Source organism: Algoriphagus persicinus (genome assembly GCF_035156415.1).
Lineage (GTDB): Bacteria > Bacteroidota > Bacteroidia > Cytophagales > Cyclobacteriaceae > Algoriphagus > Algoriphagus persicinus.
Map to the genome: position 1 here is coordinate 106,817 of NZ_JAYEEY010000003.1, position 23,948 is coordinate 130,764.

Annotated in this window: 26 protein-coding genes; 14 read left to right on the forward strand and 12 right to left on the reverse strand. The window is 41.0% G+C overall.

Annotated elements, in window-relative coordinates; all coding sequences use genetic code 11:
- The first annotated feature begins 28 nt into the window (after positions 1 to 28).
- The 7 genes from U3A58_RS03490 to U3A58_RS03520 all read left to right on the forward strand — a co-directional run bounded on the left by U3A58_RS03490 (position 29) and on the right by U3A58_RS03520 (position 7,014).
- Positions 29 to 904, forward strand: coding sequence for a lysylphosphatidylglycerol synthase transmembrane domain-containing protein (locus U3A58_RS03490; protein ID WP_323821998.1), 876 nt, complete (start codon positions 29 to 31; stop codon positions 902 to 904).
- Positions 905 to 982: 78 nt separating this feature from the next.
- Positions 983 to 2,155, forward strand: coding sequence for an ATP-binding protein (locus U3A58_RS03495; RefSeq protein WP_323821999.1), 1,173 nt, complete (start codon positions 983 to 985; stop codon positions 2,153 to 2,155).
- Between the two features lie 49 nt (positions 2,156 to 2,204).
- Positions 2,205 to 3,020 (forward strand): orotidine-5'-phosphate decarboxylase, encoded by an 816-nt coding sequence (pyrF, locus tag U3A58_RS03500; protein ID WP_323822000.1) that lies wholly within the window; start codon positions 2,205 to 2,207, stop codon positions 3,018 to 3,020.
- Positions 3,021 to 3,120: 100 nt separating this feature from the next.
- A complete protein-coding gene (locus tag U3A58_RS03505) occupies positions 3,121 to 4,416 on the forward strand; it encodes a DUF2851 family protein (protein ID WP_323822001.1) in 1,296 nt (431 codons plus the stop codon).
- A gap of 55 nt (positions 4,417 to 4,471) precedes the next feature.
- Positions 4,472 to 5,107, forward strand: coding sequence for an acetyltransferase (locus U3A58_RS03510; protein ID WP_323822002.1), 636 nt, complete (start codon positions 4,472 to 4,474; stop codon positions 5,105 to 5,107).
- A 72-nt stretch (positions 5,108 to 5,179) separates the two neighbouring features.
- Positions 5,180 to 6,148 (forward strand): oxygen-dependent tRNA uridine(34) hydroxylase TrhO, encoded by a 969-nt coding sequence (gene trhO / locus U3A58_RS03515; RefSeq protein ID WP_323822003.1) that lies wholly within the window; start codon positions 5,180 to 5,182, stop codon positions 6,146 to 6,148.
- A gap of 8 nt (positions 6,149 to 6,156) precedes the next feature.
- Positions 6,157 to 7,014, forward strand: coding sequence for a nucleoside phosphorylase (locus U3A58_RS03520; protein ID WP_323822004.1), 858 nt, complete (start codon positions 6,157 to 6,159; stop codon positions 7,012 to 7,014).
- A 12-nt stretch (positions 7,015 to 7,026) separates the two neighbouring features.
- On the opposite strand, the gene U3A58_RS03525 is transcribed toward U3A58_RS03520, so the two are convergent.
- The 3 genes from U3A58_RS03525 to U3A58_RS03535 form a co-directional block, all read right to left on the reverse strand.
- The gene (locus U3A58_RS03525) at positions 7,027 to 7,302 is read right to left on the reverse strand and encodes a hypothetical protein (RefSeq protein ID WP_323822005.1); all 276 of its coding nucleotides are present in this window, start codon (positions 7,300 to 7,302) and stop codon (positions 7,027 to 7,029) included.
- A gap of 112 nt (positions 7,303 to 7,414) precedes the next feature.
- On the reverse strand, positions 7,415 to 8,050 hold the full coding sequence (locus U3A58_RS03530; RefSeq protein WP_323822006.1) for a response regulator transcription factor: 636 nt from the start codon (positions 8,048 to 8,050) through the stop codon (positions 7,415 to 7,417).
- Positions 8,051 to 8,228: 178 nt separating this feature from the next.
- Entirely contained in the window at positions 8,229 to 8,627 is a 399-nt protein-coding gene (locus tag U3A58_RS03535; RefSeq protein WP_323822007.1) for a hypothetical protein, read from the reverse strand.
- Positions 8,628 to 8,898: 271 nt separating this feature from the next.
- On the opposite strand from U3A58_RS03535, the gene U3A58_RS03540 reads away from it, so the two are divergent.
- From U3A58_RS03540 to U3A58_RS03555, 4 genes are read left to right on the forward strand one after another with little or no spacing between them, the layout of a single operon-like run.
- Entirely contained in the window at positions 8,899 to 10,095 is a 1,197-nt protein-coding gene (locus U3A58_RS03540; protein WP_323822008.1) for a carboxypeptidase-like regulatory domain-containing protein, read from the forward strand.
- A complete protein-coding gene (locus U3A58_RS03545; RefSeq protein ID WP_323822009.1) occupies positions 10,082 to 11,338 on the forward strand; it encodes an outer membrane beta-barrel family protein in 1,257 nt (418 codons plus the stop codon). Before U3A58_RS03540 ends, U3A58_RS03545 begins: the two co-directional genes overlap by 14 nt.
- Positions 11,339 to 11,385: 47 nt before the next feature.
- A complete protein-coding gene (locus U3A58_RS03550) occupies positions 11,386 to 11,508 on the forward strand; it encodes a hypothetical protein (protein WP_323822010.1) in 123 nt (40 codons plus the stop codon).
- Between the two features lie 47 nt (positions 11,509 to 11,555).
- Positions 11,556 to 12,158 (forward strand): nitroreductase family protein, encoded by a 603-nt coding sequence (locus tag U3A58_RS03555; protein WP_323822011.1) that lies wholly within the window; start codon positions 11,556 to 11,558, stop codon positions 12,156 to 12,158.
- Positions 12,159 to 12,218: 60 nt separating this feature from the next.
- Here U3A58_RS03555 and U3A58_RS03560 read toward each other — a convergent pair whose 3' ends face one another.
- Complete coding sequence (locus U3A58_RS03560; protein ID WP_323822012.1) at positions 12,219 to 12,749, reverse strand: DinB family protein; 531 nt, start codon at positions 12,747 to 12,749, stop codon at positions 12,219 to 12,221.
- Positions 12,750 to 12,825: 76 nt separating this feature from the next.
- On the opposite strand from U3A58_RS03560, the gene gldD reads away from it, so the two are divergent.
- Positions 12,826 to 13,401 carry a gliding motility lipoprotein GldD gene (gene gldD, locus U3A58_RS03565; protein WP_323822013.1) on the forward strand — a complete coding sequence of 192 codons (576 nt, stop codon included), beginning with the start codon at positions 12,826 to 12,828 and terminating at the stop codon, positions 13,399 to 13,401.
- Here gldD and U3A58_RS03570 read toward each other — a convergent pair.
- The gene (locus tag U3A58_RS03570) at positions 13,398 to 15,173 is read right to left on the reverse strand and encodes a sodium:solute symporter family protein (protein WP_323822014.1); all 1,776 of its coding nucleotides are present in this window, start codon (positions 15,171 to 15,173) and stop codon (positions 13,398 to 13,400) included. The two genes, gldD and U3A58_RS03570, sit on opposite strands and share 4 nt — an antisense overlap.
- 455 nt (positions 15,174 to 15,628) lie before the next feature.
- Here U3A58_RS03570 and U3A58_RS03575 point away from each other — a divergent pair, with 455 nt between their 5' ends.
- Both U3A58_RS03575 and recG read left to right on the forward strand, forming a co-directional pair.
- The gene (locus U3A58_RS03575; protein WP_323822015.1) at positions 15,629 to 16,693 is read left to right on the forward strand and encodes a phosphotransferase enzyme family protein; all 1,065 of its coding nucleotides are present in this window, start codon (positions 15,629 to 15,631) and stop codon (positions 16,691 to 16,693) included.
- 85 nt (positions 16,694 to 16,778) lie between these two features.
- On the forward strand, positions 16,779 to 18,872 hold the full coding sequence (recG, locus tag U3A58_RS03580) for an ATP-dependent DNA helicase RecG (protein ID WP_323822016.1): 2,094 nt from the start codon (positions 16,779 to 16,781) through the stop codon (positions 18,870 to 18,872).
- 8 nt (positions 18,873 to 18,880) lie between these two features.
- On the opposite strand, the gene U3A58_RS03585 is transcribed toward recG, so the two are convergent.
- From U3A58_RS03585 to pdhA, 7 genes are all read right to left on the reverse strand, one after another.
- Entirely contained in the window at positions 18,881 to 19,183 is a 303-nt protein-coding gene (locus U3A58_RS03585) for a HigA family addiction module antitoxin (RefSeq protein ID WP_323822017.1), read from the reverse strand.
- A gap of 4 nt (positions 19,184 to 19,187) precedes the next feature.
- Positions 19,188 to 19,469 carry a type II toxin-antitoxin system RelE/ParE family toxin gene (locus U3A58_RS03590; protein WP_323822018.1) on the reverse strand — a complete coding sequence of 94 codons (282 nt, stop codon included), beginning with the start codon at positions 19,467 to 19,469 and terminating at the stop codon, positions 19,188 to 19,190.
- 49 nt (positions 19,470 to 19,518) lie between these two features.
- Positions 19,519 to 19,845: a DUF6787 family protein gene (locus U3A58_RS03595; RefSeq protein WP_323822019.1), complete on the reverse strand. Its 327-nt coding sequence runs from the start codon at positions 19,843 to 19,845 to the stop codon at positions 19,519 to 19,521.
- A gap of 61 nt (positions 19,846 to 19,906) precedes the next feature.
- On the reverse strand, positions 19,907 to 21,226 hold the full coding sequence (locus U3A58_RS03600) for an aspartate kinase (protein ID WP_323822020.1): 1,320 nt from the start codon (positions 21,224 to 21,226) through the stop codon (positions 19,907 to 19,909).
- A 127-nt stretch (positions 21,227 to 21,353) separates the two neighbouring features.
- A complete protein-coding gene (gene ribH, locus U3A58_RS03605; RefSeq protein WP_323822021.1) occupies positions 21,354 to 21,830 on the reverse strand; it encodes a 6,7-dimethyl-8-ribityllumazine synthase in 477 nt (158 codons plus the stop codon).
- A 190-nt stretch (positions 21,831 to 22,020) separates the two neighbouring features.
- Entirely contained in the window at positions 22,021 to 22,734 is a 714-nt protein-coding gene (locus U3A58_RS03610) for a tetratricopeptide repeat protein (protein WP_323822022.1), read from the reverse strand.
- 114 nt (positions 22,735 to 22,848) lie between these two features.
- Positions 22,849 to 23,868 carry a pyruvate dehydrogenase (acetyl-transferring) E1 component subunit alpha gene (gene pdhA, locus U3A58_RS03615; protein ID WP_323822023.1) on the reverse strand — a complete coding sequence of 340 codons (1,020 nt, stop codon included), beginning with the start codon at positions 23,866 to 23,868 and terminating at the stop codon, positions 22,849 to 22,851.
- Positions 23,869 to 23,948 lie beyond the last annotated feature (80 nt).

Below are 23,948 nucleotides of genomic sequence, written 5' to 3' on the forward strand. Positions count from 1 at the left end.
TAGGTTTTCAAATAGCAATTGAATTTTGGTGAAAAAAGAGAATTCTCTTAAGAAGAAATTAACAACTGCCTTAAAATTGGTTTTAACCGGGCTAGCACTCTTCCTGGTTTTTCGAAAGATAGACACGGATCAGCTCTGGCAAATCACCAAGACCATTCAATGGCTATGGCTTATTCCTGCTGTTTTGCTTTTTGTACTGAGTAAATTGTTTACTGCTTTTCGCTTAAATCTTTATTTCAAAAATATCAGCTTATATATTTCCGAAAGGCTCAATATCAAGCTTTACCTGATCGGAATGTTTTACAATCTCTTTCTTCCAGGAGGAATCGGTGGTGATGGCTATAAAGTGTACTTGCTGAAGAAGCATTACCGGACTCCTGTCAAATCGCTTGTACAAGCTTCTCTTTTAGATCGATTAGGCGGTTTGGTGGCAATTGTTTTTTTATTGTTGGTATTGATTCTTCCAGTGGATTTGGTCTTGCCTTTTGCTTCGCCAATTCCCTGGGATTTCTTGGTAGTATTAGCAGCCTTGCTGGTGTTTCCAATCTTTTGGATGATTCAAAAACTGATGTTTAAGGCTTTTCTGCCTTCTTTTTGGAAAGCGAACGGCTGGTCTATCGCCGGTCAATTAGCTCAGTTGCTATGTGCTTGGTTTATCCTGAAAAGTCTGGGTGTGACTGAAAATTTCCTTGCCTATCAACTGGTTTTTCTTCTTTCTTCTATTGTAGCAGTATTGCCTCTGACGATTGGTGGAGTCGGGGCTCGAGAGCTGGTATTCGTCTATGCACATACGTATGTGGGGATAAACGAAGCTATAGCGGTTGCTTTCAGCTTGATCTTTTTCTCAATTACAGCAGTGGTTTCTCTGATTGGATCTGTGATATCGATTAATTTCGATAAATAATAGATAATCACCTGAATTTCACTTAAATAATAAATTATCATCCTTGCAAATTTAAAATCAAATTTTAAATTTGCAAGGATGATTATACGCGATTTGACTTTTAAACTCCAAGAACTTATGCCGGATTTTCCGGCAATAGCTATTCTTGGGCCACGCCAAGTAGGGAAAACTACCCTGGCTCAGGAGCTTGTGAAGAACATAGATCCTCAGTCTATTTATTTGGATTTGGAAAGTCCGTCTGACCGAAGTAAGCTTGTCGAACCTGAGCAGTATTTTGATCTTCATGAAGGACGTTTGATCATTCTGGATGAAATACAGCGTATACCTGACCTGTTTCCATTATTGCGGGGAGTAATAGACCGGAAGAGAAGGAAAGGCTTGCGGTCGTGCCAATTTTTGATTTTAGGTTCTGCCTCATTGGATTTGATCCGACAATCTTCCGAATCGCTAGCGGGAAGAATCGCATATGAAGAACTTTCTGGATTTAATGTTTTAGAAGTCGATTTGGTTGAAGACCACGCAGAAAAGCTATGGCTACGGGGTGGTTTTCCAGATAGTTTTCTGGCTAGCACAGATAAATCCAGCATGACTTGGAGAGGGAATTTCATTACTACCTATTTGGAAAGAGACATTTCTCAGATTGCGCAATTTGTGCCGGCAAATCGTCTTCGCCGTCTTTGGACTATGCTCGCTCATCAGCAAGGTCAACTGATCAATCTTTCCAAACTTGGAGCAAGTCTTGATTTGACTTCACCAACTGTGAAAAATTACGTGGAAATGCTTGAGAATCTTTTACTGATTCGTTCTCTTAGACCATGGCTGGTGAATGTAGGAAAGCGATTAGTAAAAACCCCCAAAGTTTACACTAGGGATTCTGGAATAACACATGCCTTGTTGAATTTGACCAAATTGGATGACTTGCTCAGTCACCCCGTTGTGGGAAGTAGCTGGGAAGGGTTTATCATTGAAAATATTATTTCTGTTTTGCCAAAAGGCACTGAATATGGCTTTTATAGAACTGCAGCAGGTGCTGAACTTGACTTTGTGTTCAGCCTGAATGGGGTGATTTGGGCAATAGAAATAAAGCGGACATTGAGCCCCAAACTTTCCAAGGGTTTTCTAAATGCTGTGGAAGACATTCAAGCAAGCCAAAAATATTTTGTGTATGCAGGAAATGAAACCTTTCCTATGGGATCCGGTACTTTCGCAATTGGCTTAAAAGACATTATGTTGAAACTTAAAGCAAGTTAGGAATCTCTCAAAACCCAGATTTCCTACCTTTACCAAAATCCTTAAATCCATGACCCGAGCCGAGCTTTTCTCACAAATCCAGAAAAAATCTTCCTTTTTATGTGTTGGACTTGATGCAGATATCAATAAAATTCCAGCCCACCTAAAAAGTGAGCCTGATCCGATTTTCAGCTTTTGCAAAGAGATTATAGAAGAGACAGCAGATTATGTAGTAGCTTACAAGCCGAATATTGCTTTTTTTGAAGCATTGGGGCCTCAGGGTTGGGAGACACTTCAGAAAGTCAATGAGGTAATTCCAGATGAAATTTTTACCATTGCAGATGCTAAGCGTGGTGATATCGGTAACACATCGAAACTCTACGCAAAAGCATTTTTTGAGAAAATGGACTTTGATTCTGTGACGGTGGCGCCTTATATGGGAGCGGATAGTGTAAAGCCGTTTTTGGAGTTTGAGGACAAATGGGTAATACTTTTGGCCTTGACTTCAAATGCCGGCTCGATGGATTTCCAGCTTATCAAAGACGAAAATGGCAAGCCTCTTTATCAAACTGTTCTAGAGAAAAGCCAAGAATGGGGTACTCCTGAAAACCTGATGTACGTGGTGGGTGCAACTCGTGGAGAACTGATCGGAGAAGTGAGAAAGCTGGTGCCAGACAATTTCTTTTTGGTGCCGGGCGTAGGGGCGCAGGGAGGAAGTTTATCGGAAGTAGCCAAGTACGGAATGAATTCGCAATGCGGACTTTTGGTGAATTCCAGCCGTGGGATTATCTATGCTTCTGGGGAAAAGGATTTTGCGAAAGTAGCCAGGAGCGAAGCAAAAAAATTGCAGGTTGAAATGACAAGGTTGCTGGAGAAGTACCTTTAATAGTACTTCTTGGCAGCTAATATTTTGGAAATTAGGGTTTCCTAGCTTTTTTATTTTTTAGCTTTTGGTTAAATTCATTTGATTTTTAACCTATACTTTTATGACATTTAAAGAAGATTTTTTACAGCTCGTATGGAAATACCAGTATTTCGAAAAGGCGAAACTCCGCACAACTGCTGGTGATGAATTGAAAATAATCCAGGTAGGATTTCATAATCAAAGTGAGGGGCCAGATTTCAGAGATTCGGTGGTGTTCATTGACAACGTGATACTTCATGGACATGTGGAGGTGCATCGATTGGCAAGTGAATGGAAGCAGCATGCACATGGTGGCAATCCTGCATACAATTCTGTTGTCTTACATGTGGTATGGGAAGATGACCAGGAAGTTCTGAGAAATGACGGCACTCATATGCCCACTCTGGAGTTGAAAGGGTTGATATTTTTGGATATCTGGAGAAACTATGAGCGAATGCTGGATTATAAGTCTGATTTGCCCTGTGCTCATGGCCTCAGGGAGGTACCTGGAATTGTGAAGTTTTCAGCTTTGGAAAAGGCGTTGGTAGAACGGCTTCAGGAAAAGTCCACCTTGATTTTGGAAATTTTAAGGTCCACCACGGATGATTGGGAGGAAACGGCTTATCGTTGGCTATTCACTTGCTTCGGCTTCAAGACGAATAGTCAAGCCATGGGGAAATTGGCCGCTTTAGTTCCGTATAGAATCCTTCAAAAGCATCGAGATCAATTACCAGTATTGGAAGCGATCCTATTAGGGCAGGCAGGCTTGTTACCAATGGAATCCGAAGAACCCTATGTACAGCATTTGATTCGGGAATATGATTTTTATAGAAAGAAATATAAATGGGAGTCCCAGATGAAGCGACAGCATTGGACATTTATGGGAGTAAGGCCAAGTAATTTTCCTACGGTCAGGATTGCGCAACTGTCGGCCATATTGTCCAAGGCGCCTAATTTACTCCAGTCAGTGTTGCAGGATTCCAGAGATTTTGCAGGTTTTAAGAAATTATTGAAAGTGAAGCCAAGTGATTATTGGCAGTATCATTACAGTTTTGGAAAGCCATCAGAGAGACAGACGAGTTCGGGGATTTCCAGCACAGTATTGGAACTATTGGTAATTAACTATGTAACCCCGCTTTGGTTTGCGTACGGACGCTATTTCGAGGAGCAAGCTTGGCAAGAGCGCTGTTTTGATCTCTTACAGGAGGTTTCATCAGAAAATAATTACATCATCCGTCAATTCAAATCTCATGGTTGGGAAGCAGAGAATGGCTTTGATTCACAGGGAATGATCGGGTTATTTAAGAGTTATTGCCAGCCCAAGAAATGTCTGCAATGCAAAATTGCCCAAACACTCATCAAATCAGAATCCAACTGATTTTTGGGTAAGCCAGTGAATTCCTGTATTTTTGCAGCCTGAATTGCAGAAAACTATGGAAAAACCAGTTATAATTTTTGGGGCAAAAGGCATCGCTCATTCCGCACTAGAGATATTCAATAGTAACAATGTAGTTGTTTTTGGATTCTTAGATGAAGACGAAAAAATCCACGGAACAGAAATCAATACGGTTTCGGTACTTGGAATTCCTGAAGATGACGGCTTCCTCAAGCTAATCGGCCAAAAAACGGAAGCATTTGTGGCAGAAGAGAATCCGAAATACCGCAAATTCTTGGTGGAGCTATTGAATGATCGTCGTAAGGTGCAGCCTGTGAATGCGATCCATCAGCGCTCCTATATTTCTACAGATGCGATCATTGGCCATGGTAATTTTATCAATGCTAATGTGAATATCGGTGCAGGAGCTGAGATAGGAAGCCACTGTATTATTAATTCCGCGGCTGTTATCGAGCATAAAGCTAAACTGGGGGACTTTGTACAAATCGGTGCTGGTTCAGTGATCAATTCTGAAGTAACCATTGAAGAAGGTGCTTTTATTGGCTCAGGAGCAACTATTATATCTGGAGTTACTATCGGAAAAAATGCCCGAGTAGGTGCTGGGTCTGTGGTGATCTCTACGGTCGGTTCAAATGAAACTGTCTTTGGAAATCCTGCAGCAAAGGTCAAATAATAATCTATTAATTTGAAATTAGAAATTTCAAATCCGAAATTCTAAACACCCTGCCGCAACAGGGCAACAGTTATGGAAAACAATACGTATCAAATCCTCCTTTATTACTGCTACGCCAAAATTGAAAATCCTGAAGAATATCGTGAGCAGCATCATTTATTTTGCATCGAGAATAATATTCGAGGACGTATCATCATCTCTGACGAAGGGCTGAATGGTACTGTTTCCGGTTTGGTGGAAGACTGTGAAAAATACATGGCCTATATCCACGCAGATTCGCGATTTGCAAAGACAGAGTTTAAAATAGATGCGCATGATACCCATGCATTTACCAAAATTCATGTGCGCTACAAGCCGGAGATTGTCCACAGTGCGCTGAGACATCTCGACCCTAACGTGAGAACAGGTAAGCATCTCGATCCCGAGGAATTCAAAAAATTGAAGGATCAGGACGACGTAGTGATCTTGGATGTCCGCTCCAATTACGAGCACGAACTAGGGCATTTCAAAAATGCGCTGACCCTGGATATTGACAACTTCCGAAATTTCCCTGAGAAAGTAAAAGAGCTGGAGCACCTGAAAAACAAGAAGGTACTCACGTATTGCACTGGCGGGATCAAATGTGAAAAAGCTTCTGCATTCCTATTGGAGCAGGGTTTTGAAGATGTGTACCAACTCCATGGAGGTATCATCAAATACGGAATGGAAGCCGGAGGAGAAGACTTCGAAGGAAAGTGCTACGTGTTTGACAATAGAATAGCTGTGGATGTGAATACCGTGAACCCGAAGGTGGTATCTACCTGTCATGTGTGCGGCACACCATCAGACCGTATGATAAACTGTGCCAATCAAACCTGCAATGCACATGTTGCTATGTGTGAAGCGTGTGGGTGGCAAATGGAAGGCGCTTGCTCTACTGAATGTAAGGGAAAACCAGGAAAACGAGTTTATGACGGGACTGGTTATTACCAGAAAAACACCAACGGCTACAACCCCTACAAGGGCTTGAATCGTAAAGCCCAAGAAAAATCTAATGCCTAACTTGCAACGTGAGCAGACAAATTCCAGAATCCGAATTGATATTAAATGCTGATGGAAGTATCTATCATTTGCATTTGAAGCCTGAGAATTTGGCTTCGCTTGTTTTCACTGTGGGAGATCCAGACCGAGTTGCGCTTGTTTCTCAGTACTTTGATCAAATAGATTACCGGGGAAGTAAGCGAGAATTTGTAACCCATACGGGTCGAATCAAAGGCAAGCGTGTCACAGTGATGAGTACGGGAATGGGGACGGATAATGTGGAGATTTTGATGACAGAACTGGACTCCTTGGTCAATGTGGATCTCAAAACACACACAGTCAAGCCAACAGAAAAGAGCTTAGAAATTATTCGGTTGGGGACATCTGGGAGTATGCAGGCTGATTTGCCAGTAGGCAGTGTATTGGCTTCAGAGATTGCAGTGGGCGTAGATACCTTGATGCAGTTCTACCCAAAATTAGAAGGAAGTCAAAATTGGTCTGAATTAGTGAAAGAGACGTTGGATCTTACTTTTTTGCCTTATCAGGCATCAGCTTCATCTGCGCTATTGCACAAATTACCTTCAGACTTTCATCGTGGGGTTACTCTGACTGCACCTGGTTTTTATGCACCGCAGGGTAGAGAAATAAGGCTAAAACCAAAGATGGATAATATGATCGAGCGATTAGCAGCCTTGAAGGTGGGGGTACTGAAAATGACTAATTTCGAAATGGAAACAGCCGGTTATTATGCCATGGGACAATTACTGAATCACCGGATGCTAAGTCTTAATGCAATAGTGGCAAATCGTCCAAGCGGAGAGTTTGATAAAGAAGCTGAAAAAACCGTAGATCGAATGATCCGCGCAGCTCTAGAAGTTTATTGTTAAAAAAATCACCCTTTATGCTTGGAATTGATTATGGTAAGTAGGCTTTTCTATTTTAAAGTCCTCCCACTCGTGGTAATCAATATCCTGAATTATTTTGTTCATAAATTCGGCGCATTCTTGCTTGCAAAGGTAAATACCAAAGAGAGATTCACTTTTGTTGACAAGAAAAGTCCTGCTGCTATCAAAAATTCGTACCAAGTTCTTCCATGAACCTAAGACAAGTAACTCGTCACGATTTTTTATGGTTTGGATTATTTTAAAATCCCCTTGGAGGCATGATATTTTCATTTGTAAAAAGTTGATTTATTCTGAAATATTTAATCAAACTTAATCAATATCACAGAGTGACTCAATACGTAGTAACACGTATATTTTGTGGGAGACTCATATAAATATGTTGTTAATCTATGATGTCACGATTCTTTTGAGCCCATATCAACAAAGAATTGTGCTTTTTCTCTAATTGCAACTTGACAATCATATTGCTCCTGTGCTTGTCAACAGTACGCTCGGAGATAAAAAGTTTGTTGGCTATATCCTTGGTAGCCATTCCTTCAGCTATTAATCTTAGGATTTTCACCTCTGAGGGAGTCAAGGGATTTTCATCCGATTTGAATTTGTTTTCTTTCATCCCTTCAAAAATCTTTTCGCTAAAAAATTGACCTCCATCTAATACGATGGATACAGCTTTGGAAAGGTCATCTAGGGCAAATTCCTTTAGAATATATCCGGATAGGTTCAATTCCTTTGCCTGATGATAGAGGTAAAGTTCTTTATGTAATGTAAGTAAAATGACTTTGGTGTTAAGTTTTAGTTTCTTGCAGTCGGTAGCTATTTCAAGCCCCGTTTTATTTGGCATTTCCATATCCAAAATAGCAAGCTGCGGCTTGAATTTTATGATTTGGTCAATGGCGCCCTGTCCTTCATTGGCAGTACTCACAATGTCTAAACCAAGCTCTCTCAGAAATTCAGTTAACCCCTTCAGTAAAATAGGATGATCATCTGCTATGACTACTGTAGGCTTGTGATTAGACATAAACGATAAAACTTAAACTGGTTCCAACTCCCTTTTCACTGTTGATTTTCATACATCATTGCATAGAGGCAATCCGTTCTTTGAGTGTCTTCAGTCTGAGGCTTTGAAAGTCATTCATTTTCTCCAAAAAATCAAACCCTTTGCCATTGTCTTCAATTTTTAATTCCACTCCTTTTTCTCATGCTGCAAATTGTTCCAAATTAAAGTAATTACCAGCCAATTTCAGATGAAGATTTCCCATGTCTTGAGATTTGCTTAGCTCTTCCTCATAGGCAATTGTTCTTTTCAGTACTAATCTGGTTAGCTCAGGAGTTTGATTGGAGGAAGAAGGGTGATGGGTAAAACGTAGGACATATTTAGCCATCAGATCATATTCACCCTGCTTTTCACTTAAGCTAATCAACTCGGTTAAATAGACTCCGGCTATGGAATCAGTAGGCTTGGCCAGTTCGAATTGAGCCGTCAATTCACTGAAATTTTTTCTCTGAATAGTATCTGGAGAGGATTGAGCGATGGAGCTTACACTAGCAAGGATGTAGGCTAGCATACAGCCCAATGAGAAGATCAATCGAATCATTTTTAAAGATAAGTAAATCAATAGTTTGCGAGTTGTATCTAGCGCATTCTTATAGCAATTGATTTTTTCGCGAATAAAAATCGCCGTTTAAATGGTTAAATCTCATGTTATCCAGATAGTTTTCCATCGGAAAAGTTTTAGAGTGAAATCGAAACCTTAGGACAAATTAAAGGTTATAGATATGAGTATATTTTTTTAATTAATTGATTATTAGCTGTTTAAAGCTCACAAAGAGGCACCTCATTTCCCAATACCAATTCAACCTAATATTATGAATAAAATTCCCCTTTTTTCAATTCTATTATTTTTCATGATGACGTCTTTGGATGTCTTTTCGCAGGAGATCCATGTGAAGGGTAAGGTAATGGATGGCAAGCGTGAATCTGCGCTAGAGTTTGCAAATATTGCTTTGCTTTCTCCTTTGGACTCTGCTGTGGTCACGGGTGGAATGAGTGGCTTGGACGGAAGTTTCGATTTTTCAACCAGTGCTGGAGAATATATTTTGCGAGTTGGATTCATTGGGTATTTGGAATTTTTTGAGAAAATAGCCCTCAGGGAAAATAAAAATTCGGTAAATCTGGGCACAATCACTTTGGAAGAAGATGCGCAAAACCTGGACGAGGTAGTAGTAGAAGGTGTGACTTCCATGTTTGAATCAGATATAGATAAGCGTACTTATAATGTAGAAAACAGTATAGTGGCAGAAGGACAAACCGCTTCTCAACTGCTCAGCACTTTGCCATCTATACAGGTGGATGATGAGGGCGGAATAACCATGCGAGGAAGTGGTAATATTCTGATCTACATCAATGGACGTCCGTCCAATCTCTCTGGAGATGATGCAGAAAGTATTTTGTCTCAGTTTCCAGCGAATAGTATCAAGACCGTAGAGTTGATTACAAACCCATCTTCGCGATATGATGCCACAGGTGTGGGTGGGATTATCAATATCGTATTGAAGAAAAATGAGAAGACGGGCTTCAATGGTCAGGTGAATGCCTCGATCGGGACTCGCGAGAAATATCAAGCGGGTCTTAACCTAAATTATGGCACAGAGAAAGCCAATTTTTATGCATCCTATAATTGGCAAGATCGTCGCCAGCGTGAAAATGGCGAAGGAAGCAGAACTAATTATTTGAATGGTTTTTCGCCAAGATTAGAGCAAGTTCAAGATGGATATGAGATTGAAAAGACGCATTTGATCAGAACTGGAGTAGATTATAATGTTTCTGAAAGAGGATTGCTAGGTGCATATTTTCAGGGGAATTTCGATAATGAGGTAGAATATTCTAAGATCACGCAGCTAAATTTGAGTGAAAGCAGTTCATTGGATTCAAGTTTTGTTCGAATTAATGATGAATTGAGCAAAAGCGGCAATTATGAGGGGGGGATTAATTATGCCTGGACTATAGACTCCCTAGGTCAAAAACTTTACACTTCGCTTTCGTATTCTTATGCTCAACCGTGAGCAGACGGAATTTTATAATCAAGAATTTTTTAATGCAGATGGCCTATCCGAACCCGCAAAACGATTGACTCAAACCAATGATCGGCCTAGAATAAGTAATTTATATGTAGCTCAAGTGGACTATGAGAAGCCTTTTGTAAATGAAGCGTCAATAGAAACAGGCCTGAAAGCTACTATTGGAAACTGGCAATGGAGCCAGCGGTTTGCGCAAGGTGATGAGTTTACAGACTTCCAGCCAGCGGTGGTAGATTCACTGACAGATACCTTTGATTTTGATGAGCATGTGTATGCCGGTTATTTCACTTTTAGAAATACTATTGGGAAATTTGGCTATCAGCTGGGCTTGAGGGGAGAATACACAGAAACCTTGGGTGAAACGGTGAGGAATCAAGAAAGGATCCCGAATAATTACTTCAATGTATTTCCAAGTGCATTTTTGAGCTATACCATTGCGCCGGAGAATGAACTAACCTTGAATTACACCCGAAGAATATCGAGACCTAGTATCTGGGACTTGGCACCGATTTATAGAGTAAGGGATCAATACAATTTTAGCATTGGCAATCCATATCTTCAGCCAGAATTCACCGATAGCTATGAAGTAGGCTACATGAAAGGCTGGGAGAAATACTTGCTCAATGCCACGGTTTATCATCGCTACAGCACCGATGTGGAAACTAGAATTACGATCTTGACAGATGATAATGTGGCAATTCAGAGCCGTCAAAATGCAGACACAAGATCCAGCACTGGTTTCGAGTTGATTAATCAGATCCAGGTTTACACTAATTTAGATGCGACTTTGACTGGAAATTTATTCTATTCTAAAATCAATGCAGAAAACATAGAGCAAAATTTCAGTAATGAGAACTTCAGTTGGACATTAAATTTGCTGGCAAATTGGTTGATTCCTAATTGGTTTAGCGTTCAGGCGCAAGGTAATTTCCGGGGGCCAATAGTCTTGCCTCAAGGTCAAATCGAACCACAATACAGTTTGAATATTGGACTCCGTAAGGACTTGCTCGATGGCAAAGCTACAGTATCCCTAAATGTAAGCGACATCTTCAATACTAGGAATTTCAGGATTACTACGAACAATCCAAGGTTTGATGAGAAGCGGGTTTTTCAACGGGAGACTCGGGTAGGAACCCTTGCTTTTACCTATAGATTCGGAGGATTCAAAGAGAAAAATGATGCGAATAATAGCCGAAGAGAAGGCGGGGATGATGGAGATGATTTTTAGTAGAGAATAAGGTTTTTTTTAAGTGCGTAGGAAATATATACAGAGGAATGATAGCCATTGATCAACTGCGGACAATTGATCGCTCCAGGATTATCAAGGTGTTTGATAAATTGACACAGTCAGAAATAAGAAAATGTAAATCTGTGATAAAGGAAACTTTTGTCGATTAATATGCCTTAATCTCATTCACTACTAGAATTAAACACTACTCTTTTTTATGCAAAAGCCCGATTTCAACATCGAAGAAGTAAATAAAATTATCCGTGGACGTAGATCCATGTTTGCAGCTCAGTTCAAAGAAAATGACCCTGTGGACGATGCCATCATTGAAGAACTGTTAGAAAATGCACGTTGGGCTCCCACTCACAAATTAACTCAGCCATGGAGATTTATAGTATATACTGGAGATGGTTTGAAGAAGTTTGCGGACTATCAGGCTGACATGTATAAGAGTCGCGCGGAGAAGAATGGGACTCCTTTTCTGGAAGCTACGTATGAGAAATTTAAGCAGCAGCCACTGAAAGCATCCCATATGATCGCTATTATTTTAAAAAGATCTGAGGGCATTCCTTTGATGGAAGAGATAGCAGCAGTCTCGATGGCCGTTCAAAATATGTATTTAACTGCTTCTGCTCATGGACTTGCAGCATATTGGGGAACCGGGGGGCCAACTTTCTGGCAAGAGGCAAGAGAAGATTTTGGCTTAGAAGGAGAAGATGCGTTGATGGGCTTTTTCTATGTGGCAAAGCCAGCATCAGATACTTGGCCAGAAGGCAAAAGAGAAAGTATGGATGAAAAAGTAGCTTGGATCAGAGAATAATTATTTCATAAAAAAGCGGCAATGAAATTAATCATTGCCGCTTTTTTATAAATATTTTGTTTAGAAGCCCACGAAAGCCGGCGGTTCCACTCCTTCTGCTCTCAGGTAAGCTATAGCGGCGCCTCTGTGATGTGTGGAGTGATCCATTAGTAAGGCCATCACCTGCCGTCTGCTTACATTGTTGCCAAATACTTCAATAGACTCTCCAGCATCAGCATCCGAAAGCGCTTTCATGGTGGCTGTGCCGTAGTCGTAGCATTTTCCTACATAAGCAGCCAGATCAGCCTTAGAAGCCGTGGCAACATCAATGGTGAATCCAGGATCACCTCCTTTTAGGAATCCTTGTGAAATTCCCACGATAGCATTTCCAACGTGATGGATCTGCTCTTTAAAAGACATGGCTGCAGGATCAGTTTTGTAATCCATGCCTGAGTCCGGCATTTTATCCAGGACATCTAGTGTGAATTGCTTACTGTTTTGCCATTTGCTAAGGAACTCGTCTTTCGTAGTCTGTGCAGAAACGGCTGTAGAAGCCAACATAAAAATGGCAACTAGTATGCTGCCTGAGAGAAATTGAAGTACTTTTTTCATTTGAATAGAGGTTGGTTATTTTCTTAAATTTCAAGTATTCCCAAACCAAATCAAACACTTTGCCTAATTTTAAACAATGTTAAAAAAATTGTGGATCGGATTATTGTTAGTTGGTATGGTAGGTTGTGATGAGACTTATTTGCCAAAACCAACTGGTTATAACCGTATTGATTTGCCAACCCATGCTTTCGAGAGACTGTCTGAGGGATATCCATATCAAATCGACTATTCTAGTTATTCTAGAGTCGAAGCGGATTCTTTTAATCTAGCTGAGGAAGCTTGGATCAATTTAAACTATTCGGATTTTGGTGCAAAAGTGCATTTGACCTATAAGCGAATCGATGGGGATAAGGTCAATTTTAGACAATTATCCAATGATGCTTTTCGCCTAACATCACAGCATCAAGTGAAAGCTTATGGTATCGAGGAAGCAGTTCTCTTAACTCCCGAAGGTTATACAGGGGTGGTAGCAGAACTTACAGGCGAAGTGCCTACACAGTTTCAGTTTTTTGTAACTGACTCCACGAAAAATTTCCTTCGAGGTGCTTTATATTTCGATACAGCGATGAAAAATGATTCTCTTGCTCCTGTTATAGAATTCATCAAGGAGGACATGGCTCACTTGATGAATTCAGTAAAATTTGTTGATTAACTCAGCTTTTTCCAGGATCGGATAATGATGATTCCTCCAACCAAGGCAATGGCTCCAGCGATGAATCCTGCCATCATATTTCCGTAAATGAAGAATCCTGTAGAGAATAAAGCTGCATAGACCATCACCGATCCTATCATCATCAAGCCGATTTCTTTCGGTAATTGACCAATGACTTGCTTTTCGGTTGGATATCTATCAAGTACTTTTTTCCAACCAAAAGCTGCCGGAGTTACCTTTCTATAGAAGGAAAGTAATACCTCGTCTTTTTCTGGAGCAGTCATGAACGTAACGATCAACCAACCAATAGTAGTAATGCTGACACTATAGATTAGCTTCAGGTATGCTTGGTTTTCTGGGATCATTATCCAATTTACTTTAGGATTGACCACTTCAAAGAAGATGGCCACAACGAATGAAATCGCCATAGCTGAGATTTCTGTGTAGGCGTTAATTCTCCACCAAAACCATCTTAGGATAAAGATTAGGCCTGTTCCAGCACCGATTTGAAGGAGAATGTTAAATGCATCCAATGCACTGGAAAGGGCTAATGCCAAGATTGCAGACAGCATCATAAGCACCACGGTAGAGATTCTTCCGACAGCTACTAATTCCTTGTCTGAAGCCTCTGGCTTCATGAATCTCAGGTAGAAATCATTCACGATATAAGACGATCCCCAGTTCAAGTGCGTAGAAAGAGTGGACATGACAGCTGCTATGAGCGAAGCTAGCACAATGCCAATCAAACCTGTTGGGAGAAAGGTGAGCATGGCTGAATAAGCCAAATCGTCGCCTAGTTTATCTACGGGAATATTTGGGAAAGCCGTTTGTAAATCAGAGATATTTGGGAAAATGATCAGGGATGAAAGTGCAATCAAAATCCACGGCCAAGGACGCATCGCGTAATGAGCGATGTTGAAAAACAAAGTTGCTCCTATTGCATTCTTTTCATCTTTGGCAGAAAGCATACGCTGCGCTATGTATCCACCTCCTCCAGGCTCAGCACCTGGATACCAGGTGGCCCACCACTGAATAGCGATTGGCATCAAGAAAAGCGGGATGTATGCGTTGGGATCGGAGAAATCAGGAAGAAAGTTTAGCTTGTCAGCCACATTCTCGTGAGTCAAAAGATTGTTTAAACTTCCAATCTCAGGAAGGTCAATGATAAAGTATGCTGCCCCAAATGATCCTATCATCGCAATGAAAAACTGGAAGAAGTCAGTTAGCAATACTCCTTTTAATCCACCAAGAGAGCTGTAAACGACCGTGACGATAGACGCAATCAGCAAAGTCTGAATTGGTGTTAATCCTAGCATGACGCCGCCGATTTTGATAGCTGCTAGAGAGACGGTTGCCATAATCACTACATTGAAGAATACGCCTAGATATATGGCTCGAAAGGCTCTCAAAAAAGCTGCGCCTTTGCCTGAGTATCTTAATTCGTAGAATTCTAAGTCGGTCGTCACTTCAGATCTTCTCCATAGTTTGGCATAGACAAATACGGTAAGCATACCCGTCAGCAAGAATGCCCACCATGCCCAGTTACCTGCAACACCATTTTTACGAACGATATCTGTCACCAAGTTCGGCGTGTCCGCAGAGAAAGTAGTCGCAACCATAGAAACACCTAATAACCACCACGGCATATTTCTACCGGAAAGGAAAAATTCCTTGGCAGAGGAACCAGCTTTTTTCGATGTATAAAGCCCTATCAATAGGGAGATGACAAAGAAAGCGGCAATGATCGCCCAGTCAATGGAGGTTACATTCATAGCGTATTGGGGTTAATGAATTCTTTAATATTTTTTTGAAAATACCTTCAACTTAAATAATAAATTTTGCTAATGTATTTATTTTCTGTCAAATGGGAAAAAGTCTGACTCAGAAGTTTAATCAGAAATTACGGTATTCAGTCAATTTCAAAATAAAATGTATGGAAATGAGATTTCTTTTGTTTGGACGGATTGATTTTAATATGAATTCAATATGTTTTCAGTTTTGAACAAGTGCTGGAAACAGGTGATGCCCCGGAAGGAGAACTATTTATCTCTGCGGAGGAGAGGCCAAATGGAAAGCCTTTGTTAATTGTAAGTTCTGAGGGTGATGGCTTCCTGAGAGTTTATCAAAATGACTAATTGTGAATATCATACTATTAAAACCGATGTATATGGTCGGTTTTTTTGGGCCTAATAATTCGGTTTTGCCTGCGATACTATAGCTTTGGGACATGATTAAGGAACACATTGCTGGTATACTCGCCAATTACAGGTTTAATTCATTCGAAAACTTTGAGTTCCAAACCTTTGGAGCAGGTTTGATCCACGGAACCTATTTGATAGAAGCTGGAGATTTGAAATTCATTTTGCAGGAATTCAATAACGGTGTGTTTCCATATCCAGACCGAATATCACATAATCAGCGCCTGGTCAAATCCCTAGGCGATGAAAAGCTACTGCAATTCCAGTTGCCTTTGCCCATTCTTAATTCGGATAAAAAGTTGATTACAGAATGGAATGGGAAGTTATTTCGATTGTTTGAATTCGTATCTGGACGAACTATTCAAGAAATTACAGCATTAGAGCAGGCATATTTGGCGGCAAAGGCTTACGGGGTTTTTGCAGAATGGGGAAAAGTAGTCGAAACTAATCAGCTCCAGGAGTCTATTCCAAATTTTCACCGATTGGATTTGCGCTATGCAAAGCTTCAGGAGGTCGCAAACGACAAAGGAAATCTTCCGGCTGAAGATCAGAAAGTATTGGATTTCTACTTAGGACAAAGTGACCTTATCGCTGAATACAAAGAATATCAAGCTGTCTTGCCAGATCGATTGACGCACAACGACACCAAAATCAACAACCTGATTCTTTCAAGTGATCTCTCCAAAGTAGAGGCACTTGTGGATTTGGATACGCTGATGGGTGGATATCTAATGTACGATTTTGGCGATTTGGTACGGACCGTTGCCTGTTCTGCGCCAGAAACCAGCCAAAATTGGGAGGCCATCAAACTTGAAATTCCAGTATTTGAGCAACTGCTTAAGGGCTATTGGGCAGGAGTGAAATCGCTGGCTACACGGGAGGAAACCAGATCATTTCTCCTTGCCGGAGAAGTAATGACCTGCATTATGGGACTGCGTTTTTTTACCGATCACCTTCAAGGCAATGTGTATTACAAGGTGGAGTATCCAGATCAGAATTTTCATAGGGCAAAAAACCAGATGATTTTGCTGCAAAGCCTTCAGGCAACTAAACCAGATTTGGAAAAAATCTGGAAATCTGTCACGCAATCCTGAAATTGATTTCAGCAATTCCAGACATTTTTTATTGGCAATTGGGCAGAGTGGGTTTAATTTGTCTTTTCCCTAAAATCAATTTTCCTTGCCCGGTTTTTTTGACACCAAGATAGAATTTCTCAAAGGAGTTGGTCCGCAGCGGGCCGCTCTGATCAACAAGGAGTTGAATATTTTCACCTTCGGGGAATTGCTACAGCATTATCCTTTTCGCTACGAAGACAGAACCAAATTTTTTAAGATCCGAGAGCTTCATTCAGATATGGAGTCTGTGCAGATAATTGCCAAAATCCGCAAGGTAGAGCTCGTGGGCATGGGCAATAAAAAGCGGCTCGTAGCTCATGTCGCCGATGAAACCGGTGAGATGGAAATGACCTGGTTCAAAGGTATAGCTTGGGTACAAAAGAACATAGCTCCGGGTGCAGCTTATGTTTTTTTGGGAAAACCTGCCCAGTTTGGCAGAAAATGGAGCATCGCGCATCCTGAGATGGAACCACTGACCACGGCCAATGAGAAAAGAAATAATTTTCAGCCAATATATTCTACGACAGAAAAGCTAAGAGCCAGATTTTTGGATTCCAAAGGGATTTCCAAAATCATGGAGCAATTGGTGCAAGTTTGCTTTCCCCATATTCAAGAGAGCCTATCCGCTGAGATTTTGAGGCAATATCAGCTGATTGAGAAAAAGGAAGCAATACGCCAGATTCATTTCCCTACAGAGCCAACTCTTTTGCAAAGAGCCAGAAAGCGCTTGAAATTTGAAGAATTCTTCTATTTGCAGCTCCGTCTGCTCATGCTGAAAGTAGCCAGGACAGAGAAGTTTCACGGTCAGATACTGAACAATACAGAATTACTCACTGAGTTTTATACCAATCATATTCCTTTCGAGCTAACCAACGCACAGAAGCGGGTAATCCGGGAGGCTTATAATGATTTGAAATCTGGCAAACAGATGAACCGCCTGATCCAGGGTGATGTAGGTAGTGGAAAGACTATGGTGGCTTTTATCTGTGCTTTGATAGCAATCAGCTCTGGAGCACAAGCATGTTTGATGGCTCCGACGGAGATTTTGGCGACGCAGCATTATTCAGGATTGAAGGAATTTGCAGATATGATGGGGTTGAAAGTGGCCCTGTTGACGGGCTCCACCAAGAAATCTGTCCGAAGGTTGATTCACGAAGAACTGCAATCCGGAGAATTGAAGATTTTGATCGGTACCCATGCCCTTTTGGAAGATATCGTTCAGTTCCAAAACTTGGCATTGGCAATCGTTGATGAACAGCACCGTTTCGGAGTGGCTCAGCGGGCCAGACTTTGGGCAAAGAATGAAGAATTTATCCCTCATGTATTGGTCATGACAGCTACACCAATTCCAAGGACGCTGGCGATGACGCTTTATGGGGATTTGGATGTGTCTGTGATCGATGAGATGCCTGCTGGACGCAAGCCAATCCAGACTGTACATCGTTTCGACAAAGACCGACTAAAAGTTTTTGGCTTTATCAATACGGAAATCAAAAAAGGCAGGCAAGTTTACATCGTCTATCCCCTCATCGAAGAATCCGAAAAAATGGATTTGAAAAATGTAATGGATGGCTACGAAAGTATTTCCCGTGCTTTTCCCAACTACCCGATTAGCATCGTGAACGGTAGTATGAAGGCTGATGCAAAGGAATATGAGATGCAGCGCTTCGTGAAGGGAGAAACCAAAATAATGGTCGCGACCACAGTAATCGAGGTGGGCGTCAATGTTCCCAATGCATCGGTGATGATCATAGAGAATGCAGAGCGGTTTGGGCTATCCCAGCTACATCAGTTGCGCGGAAGAGTAGGAAGAGGTGCAGAGCAGAGTTATTGTGTTCTGATGACCAAGTATGAGCTTTCTAAGGATTCTCGGGTTAGATTGGAGACGATGGTTCGTACAAATGATGGATTCGAAATCGCAGATGTGGATTTGCGTTTGCGTGGTCCAGGAGATTTGATGGGAACCCAGCAAAGTGGGATTACGGATTTGCTGATTGCTGATCTGAGCAAGGACGCCCAGATATTGACTTTGGCGAGAGATGCTGTCCAGCAATTGTTGGCTGTAGATCCAGGATTGGCTATGCCAGAAAATGCACCCGTGCTAAGGCAGGTAAAGCAACAGAAGAAGAGTGCTGTCAATTGGAGTAGGATTTCTTGATCTGCAAGCTAAGCGACATCCTTTTCTTCGAAGTGCTTTATGTCATTAAGTTCTTTTTCTTTTTGTGTCCCTTCTTCTTCGATATCATAGTCGTTTTGTATTCCAAGCCAGAATTTAGCTGAATTTCCGAAATATTTACTCAGTCTGAGAGCTGTATCTGCTGTGATTCGACGATTGCCTTTGATAATCTCTGAAATTCTAGTTTGAGGTATATTTAGGTCTTTAGACAATCGATAAGCAGTGATATTTAACGGCTCCAAAAATTCCAAATTCAAAACTTCTCCCGGGTGTATGTTTGCTAATTTTTCCATTGTATTAATGATAATCTACTATTTCTACCTGTGTTGAGTTTCCGTTTTCCCACTTGAAAATTATTCGCCATTGAATATTAATTCGAATACTGTAGTACCCAGCGAAATTCCCCGCTAGCTTTTCTAAACGATTGGAAGGAGGTATAAGCAAATCTCCGATTTCATGCGAGTTATTCAGCATTCTTAATTTTCTTCGACCGGTTTGCTGAATTTCTGGAGGGAGTTTTTTCACTCTGATACCATTCCAAATCTTCTCAGTTTCTTTTGATCCAAATGATAGAATCATATTTGTTCAATTTACTAACGTGATAAGTTAGTAAAAGTTATTTCGGCTTTTACTTCTTTTTAGAAAATATTCCTGCAATCCTTCTGAAAATCTGCTTTTCCTTTTCCCAGAAGAAGTTAAACTGGCCGAAAATAAAGCCATAGACTAAAAGGAAAATCTGGTAAAGTGGCAGAACTAAAAGTAAATAAAGTAAGGTGTTGAGGAAGCCCCCTTTTTCAACTCCAAAAAAGTCCAAAATTGGGTTCTTGATAAAAAGTATGGTTAATCCAGTGCAGGCAAAAACAACCAAAACCAAAACAACCTGAAGCAGACTATCCAATTTCCACTTGGTTTGTAGTCGTTGAAGAAAGCTTGGCTTATCGTTTTCTGTTGGCATCCCCCAAAAGTAATATGAATCAGTCTAAATAAAATAGCCGGCACTAGGCCGGCTATTTTATTTACCAAGTAAATAAGTCTTGATTTAGACTTTGAAGTGCTTCTTTTTTGAACTTGGAATCCACCAGAACGGAAACATTGTGACGACTTCCACCAAATGAAACCATCCTAACAGGATATTCTATCAGTGCATCGATGACGGATTGAATTGCGCCTTTGCTTTCCGAAACCATATTACCTACGATACAGATGATCGTCTGATCTCGATCGATTTCCACACTACAGAACGTACGTAGCTCTTCCAAAATATGCTCCAAGTGACTTAAATCGTCAATGGTGACTGATACAGCCACTTCGGAAGTGGTGATCATATCAATTGGAGTTTTATACTTCTCAAAGATCTCAAATACCTTTCTCAAGAATCCGTAAGCTAAAAGCATGCGACTGGATTTGATTTTGATGGCTGTGATGCCATCTTTGGCAGCAATAGCTTTTACACCCACCGATGCTACTTCTGCTTTGATCAGCGTACCGTGAGCTTTTGGCTGCATGGTATTGAGCAGTTTCACCGGTACGTTGAATTGCTGAGCAGGCCAGATGGATGAGGGGTGGAGGATTTTAGCTCCAAAGTAGGCGAGCTCGGCAGCCTCGTCAAATGACATCTCTGCAATTGGCCGCGTTTTATCAACGATCCTAGGATCATTGTTATGCATCCCGTCTATATCAGTCCAGATCTCACAGGCTGTGGCTTGAATTGCTGCCGCTACCAATGAGGCAGTATAATCGCTTCCGCCACGCTTCAAGTTATCAACTTCATTCAGGTGGTTTTTGCAAATAAATCCCTGAGTGATAAAAATAGTATCGTCCGGATGCTGGGCAAGAATTGCCTTCAGGCGATCTGAGATTTTTTGCAATTCTGGTTCTGAATTTTCATCTATACTCATGAAATCAAATGCAGATAGAAATACGGCTGGAATCTCCAGTTCTTCCAGAAGCGTGTGAAATAGCTTTGTAGAAAGCAATTCTCCCTGAGCTAGAATATCGCGATTGATAGCTTCATTGAAGGAGATTTTCAATAAGATATTTAGGAATTCGAAATGTTCTTTGATGATTTCTTGGGCTTTTTCCCTAGCTAAGCCTGACTTCAATAGCTGAGGATAAAATTGGTTGTAATGTGCATGGAGCTCATCGATTCTTGCTTTAGCGAGTACTTTGTCAGCAGCAGCTAATGCCTCGCCAATGCTCACCAAGGAATTGGTAGTGCCTGAAAGAGCAGAAAGAACTACGATTTTTGATTCATCACCACTGGTGATCAGGTCTTTTACCTGGTGCATGCGTTCTGGACGGCCCACAGAAGTGCCTCCAAATTTCATGATTTTCATATGCTTATGATTGTTTTTTTAATGGCCATATGGAATCTCGCATGGCACATAATTGTTCCTATATGTGACACTTGAGTCATGCTTGATTTCATAGGGTCTATGATTAAAGGGTTATTAGGTTTTTGTCTTAGAATCCAAGCATTTTCACAGCAGTGATTGCGGCTTCATCGCCTTTGTTGCCGTGCTTTCCTCCAGCACGATCCATGGCTTGTTGTTGCGTATTTGGTGTCAATACTCCGAAAATCACCGGCTTATTATATTTCAAAGCAACATTGGTAATGCCATGAGCAACCGCATCGCAGATAAAGTCAAAGTGCTTGGTCTCTCCTTGGATCACGCAGCCAAGGCAGATCACCGCGTTGATGCTTTCTTCTTGAGCTAGCCACTGGGCGGCCAGTGTGAGCTCAAATGAACCTGGCACATTTTTGCGGATGATATTTTCTTTTTTAGCACCATTTTCCAAAAGTGTCTGGTAGGCACCGGAATAGAGTGCTTCGGTCACATCTTCATTCCATTCGGATACGATGATTCCAAAAGTCTTTTTGCTGATATCCTTTAAGTTTTTGGAGGAATGTGTGCTGAGGCTTTTTAGGGAAGTTGCCATATAAGATAACTTTTAAAGTTTTAGATTTAAGAATCAAGAAGCAAGAAATAGGCACGAAAAGCCAAGATTTTAATCTTATTGACTCGGGTAATTCTGGAAAAGCAAAGTTTTGGGAAATAGGAATGGAATAAACAAAAAAAGAGTAAGACCACAGGGCCTTACTCTTCTTAGTATGCTATTCAAGAAAGCATTACTTAGAGGCAAGACCTTCTAAGCGAGCTTTATGTTTTCGAGCAGTAGAAAATTCGAACGATTCGAAATAAGTGTCTTCGATCTCACCATAGGCAGCGATTGCTTCAGGGATTTTACCTGCTGCTTCGTATGCAATAGCAAGTTTGGTCAAATACTTAGGAGTGAAATACTTGTTTTCATCGTATTCAGCCGCTTTTTTATAGCTGGAGATAGCATTATCTAGGTTGCCAAGCTCCATATTGGCGTCTCCAATGAGAGTGTAAGCTTTTGCCTGTACCAAAAAGTCATCTGCTGAAAATTGCTCCAATTCAGTGATTGCTTCTTCGTATTTTCTCTCAGAAAGATAGATTGAACCAATGTAAAAATGGGCAAGATTTGCTGCATCTGTTCTTGGATAGTCATCTACGATGCTAAGAAAGCCAGCATTGATACCGTCGCCATTCAAGGCAAGCTGAACACTATCTTGCTCGTAGAAATACACTGCTTGGAACATCTCCTTCTGTGCTTTCACATTTTGGTTTTGTGTGTTGATCTGGAAAAATAGAATTCCTCCAATCAAAATCACTGCTGCTATCAATACGCCAGCTAGTATTTTACTATTCTGCTTTAAAAAAGCCTCACCTCGACCTAATCTTGATGCTATCTCGGAAGGATCTTCCAATATATCATTGTGATGCTCCTGGTTTGCTCTTTTAGTTTGTTTTGTTGCCATGCTACTCAAATTTCAGTCGCAAATATACGGTTTTTATAATTTCCACAAAGCCCAATAAAAAAGCCATGAAAGCTTTCTGTCTTCATGGCTTTTAAGACCTTATGTTTTCTTGATTTATTCCATTACAAAAGGATAGTCTTCCTGGATGTAAACATCCTTGAAAGCATCCTGTCCGTCTGGCCAAGGCGATTCTTCAGCAAATTTCACCGCGTCTGTTACCTTTTGTTTTACGCCTTTGACTATTTCCTCGATTTCTTCTTCGCTGAGGATATTATTTTCTTTGATCGTAGCTAGCACTTGCTCCATAGGATCACGCTGCTTGTATTCCTCTACCTCTTCTTTGGTTCTGTATTTCTGAGGATCGGACATGGAGTGTCCTTTGTATCGATATGTTCTCATTTCAAGCAAAGTTGGCCCATCGCCTCTTCTTGCTCGATCTGCTGCTTCTGCTACTGCTTCATGTACGGCTTCTACATTCATTCCGTCAACTGCAAAAGATGGCATGTCGTAAGATTCTCCCAATGTAGAAAGGTCTTCCACGTTAGATGATCTCTTCACTGCCGTACCCATTGCATAGCCATTGTTTTCGATTACGAAAATCACTGGAGTTTTGTAAAGCATCGCCAAGTTTAATGCTTCGTGAAAAGCTCCTTGACGTACCGCACCATCACCCATGTAGCAAATTGCCAGGTTTTTAGTGCCTTTATATTTTTCTGCGAAACCCATTCCAAGTCCCATAGGAATTTGTGCTCCTACGATTCCGTGACCTCCCATGAAGTTTTTCTCTTTATCGAAAATGTGCATAGAACCACCTTTACCTTTAGTAGTTCCAGTTGCTTTGCCATAAAGTTCAGCCATGATAGCTCCAGGATCAGTACCTAATCCCAGTGGGTGAGCGTGACAGCGATAAGCAGTAATCCACTTGTCGTCTTTGGTCAAAGCAGAAATAGCTCCAGAAGCACAAGCTTCCTGACCAATATATAAATGACAGAATCCTCTGATTTTTTGCTGACCGTAAAGTTGCCCCGCTTTCTCCTCAAACCTCCTCATTAAGAGCATGCTCTCGTACCAAAAGGTGTAAGTTTCCTTCGAATATTTTACTTTGGACTTCGTTGCTGCAGTTTTCTTTGCCATATCGTAATGATGAAAATATGCTAATTTTAGGTTCCAAATATAATCAACCCGCCCTAAATAACAGGCTCCCTGCGAAATAA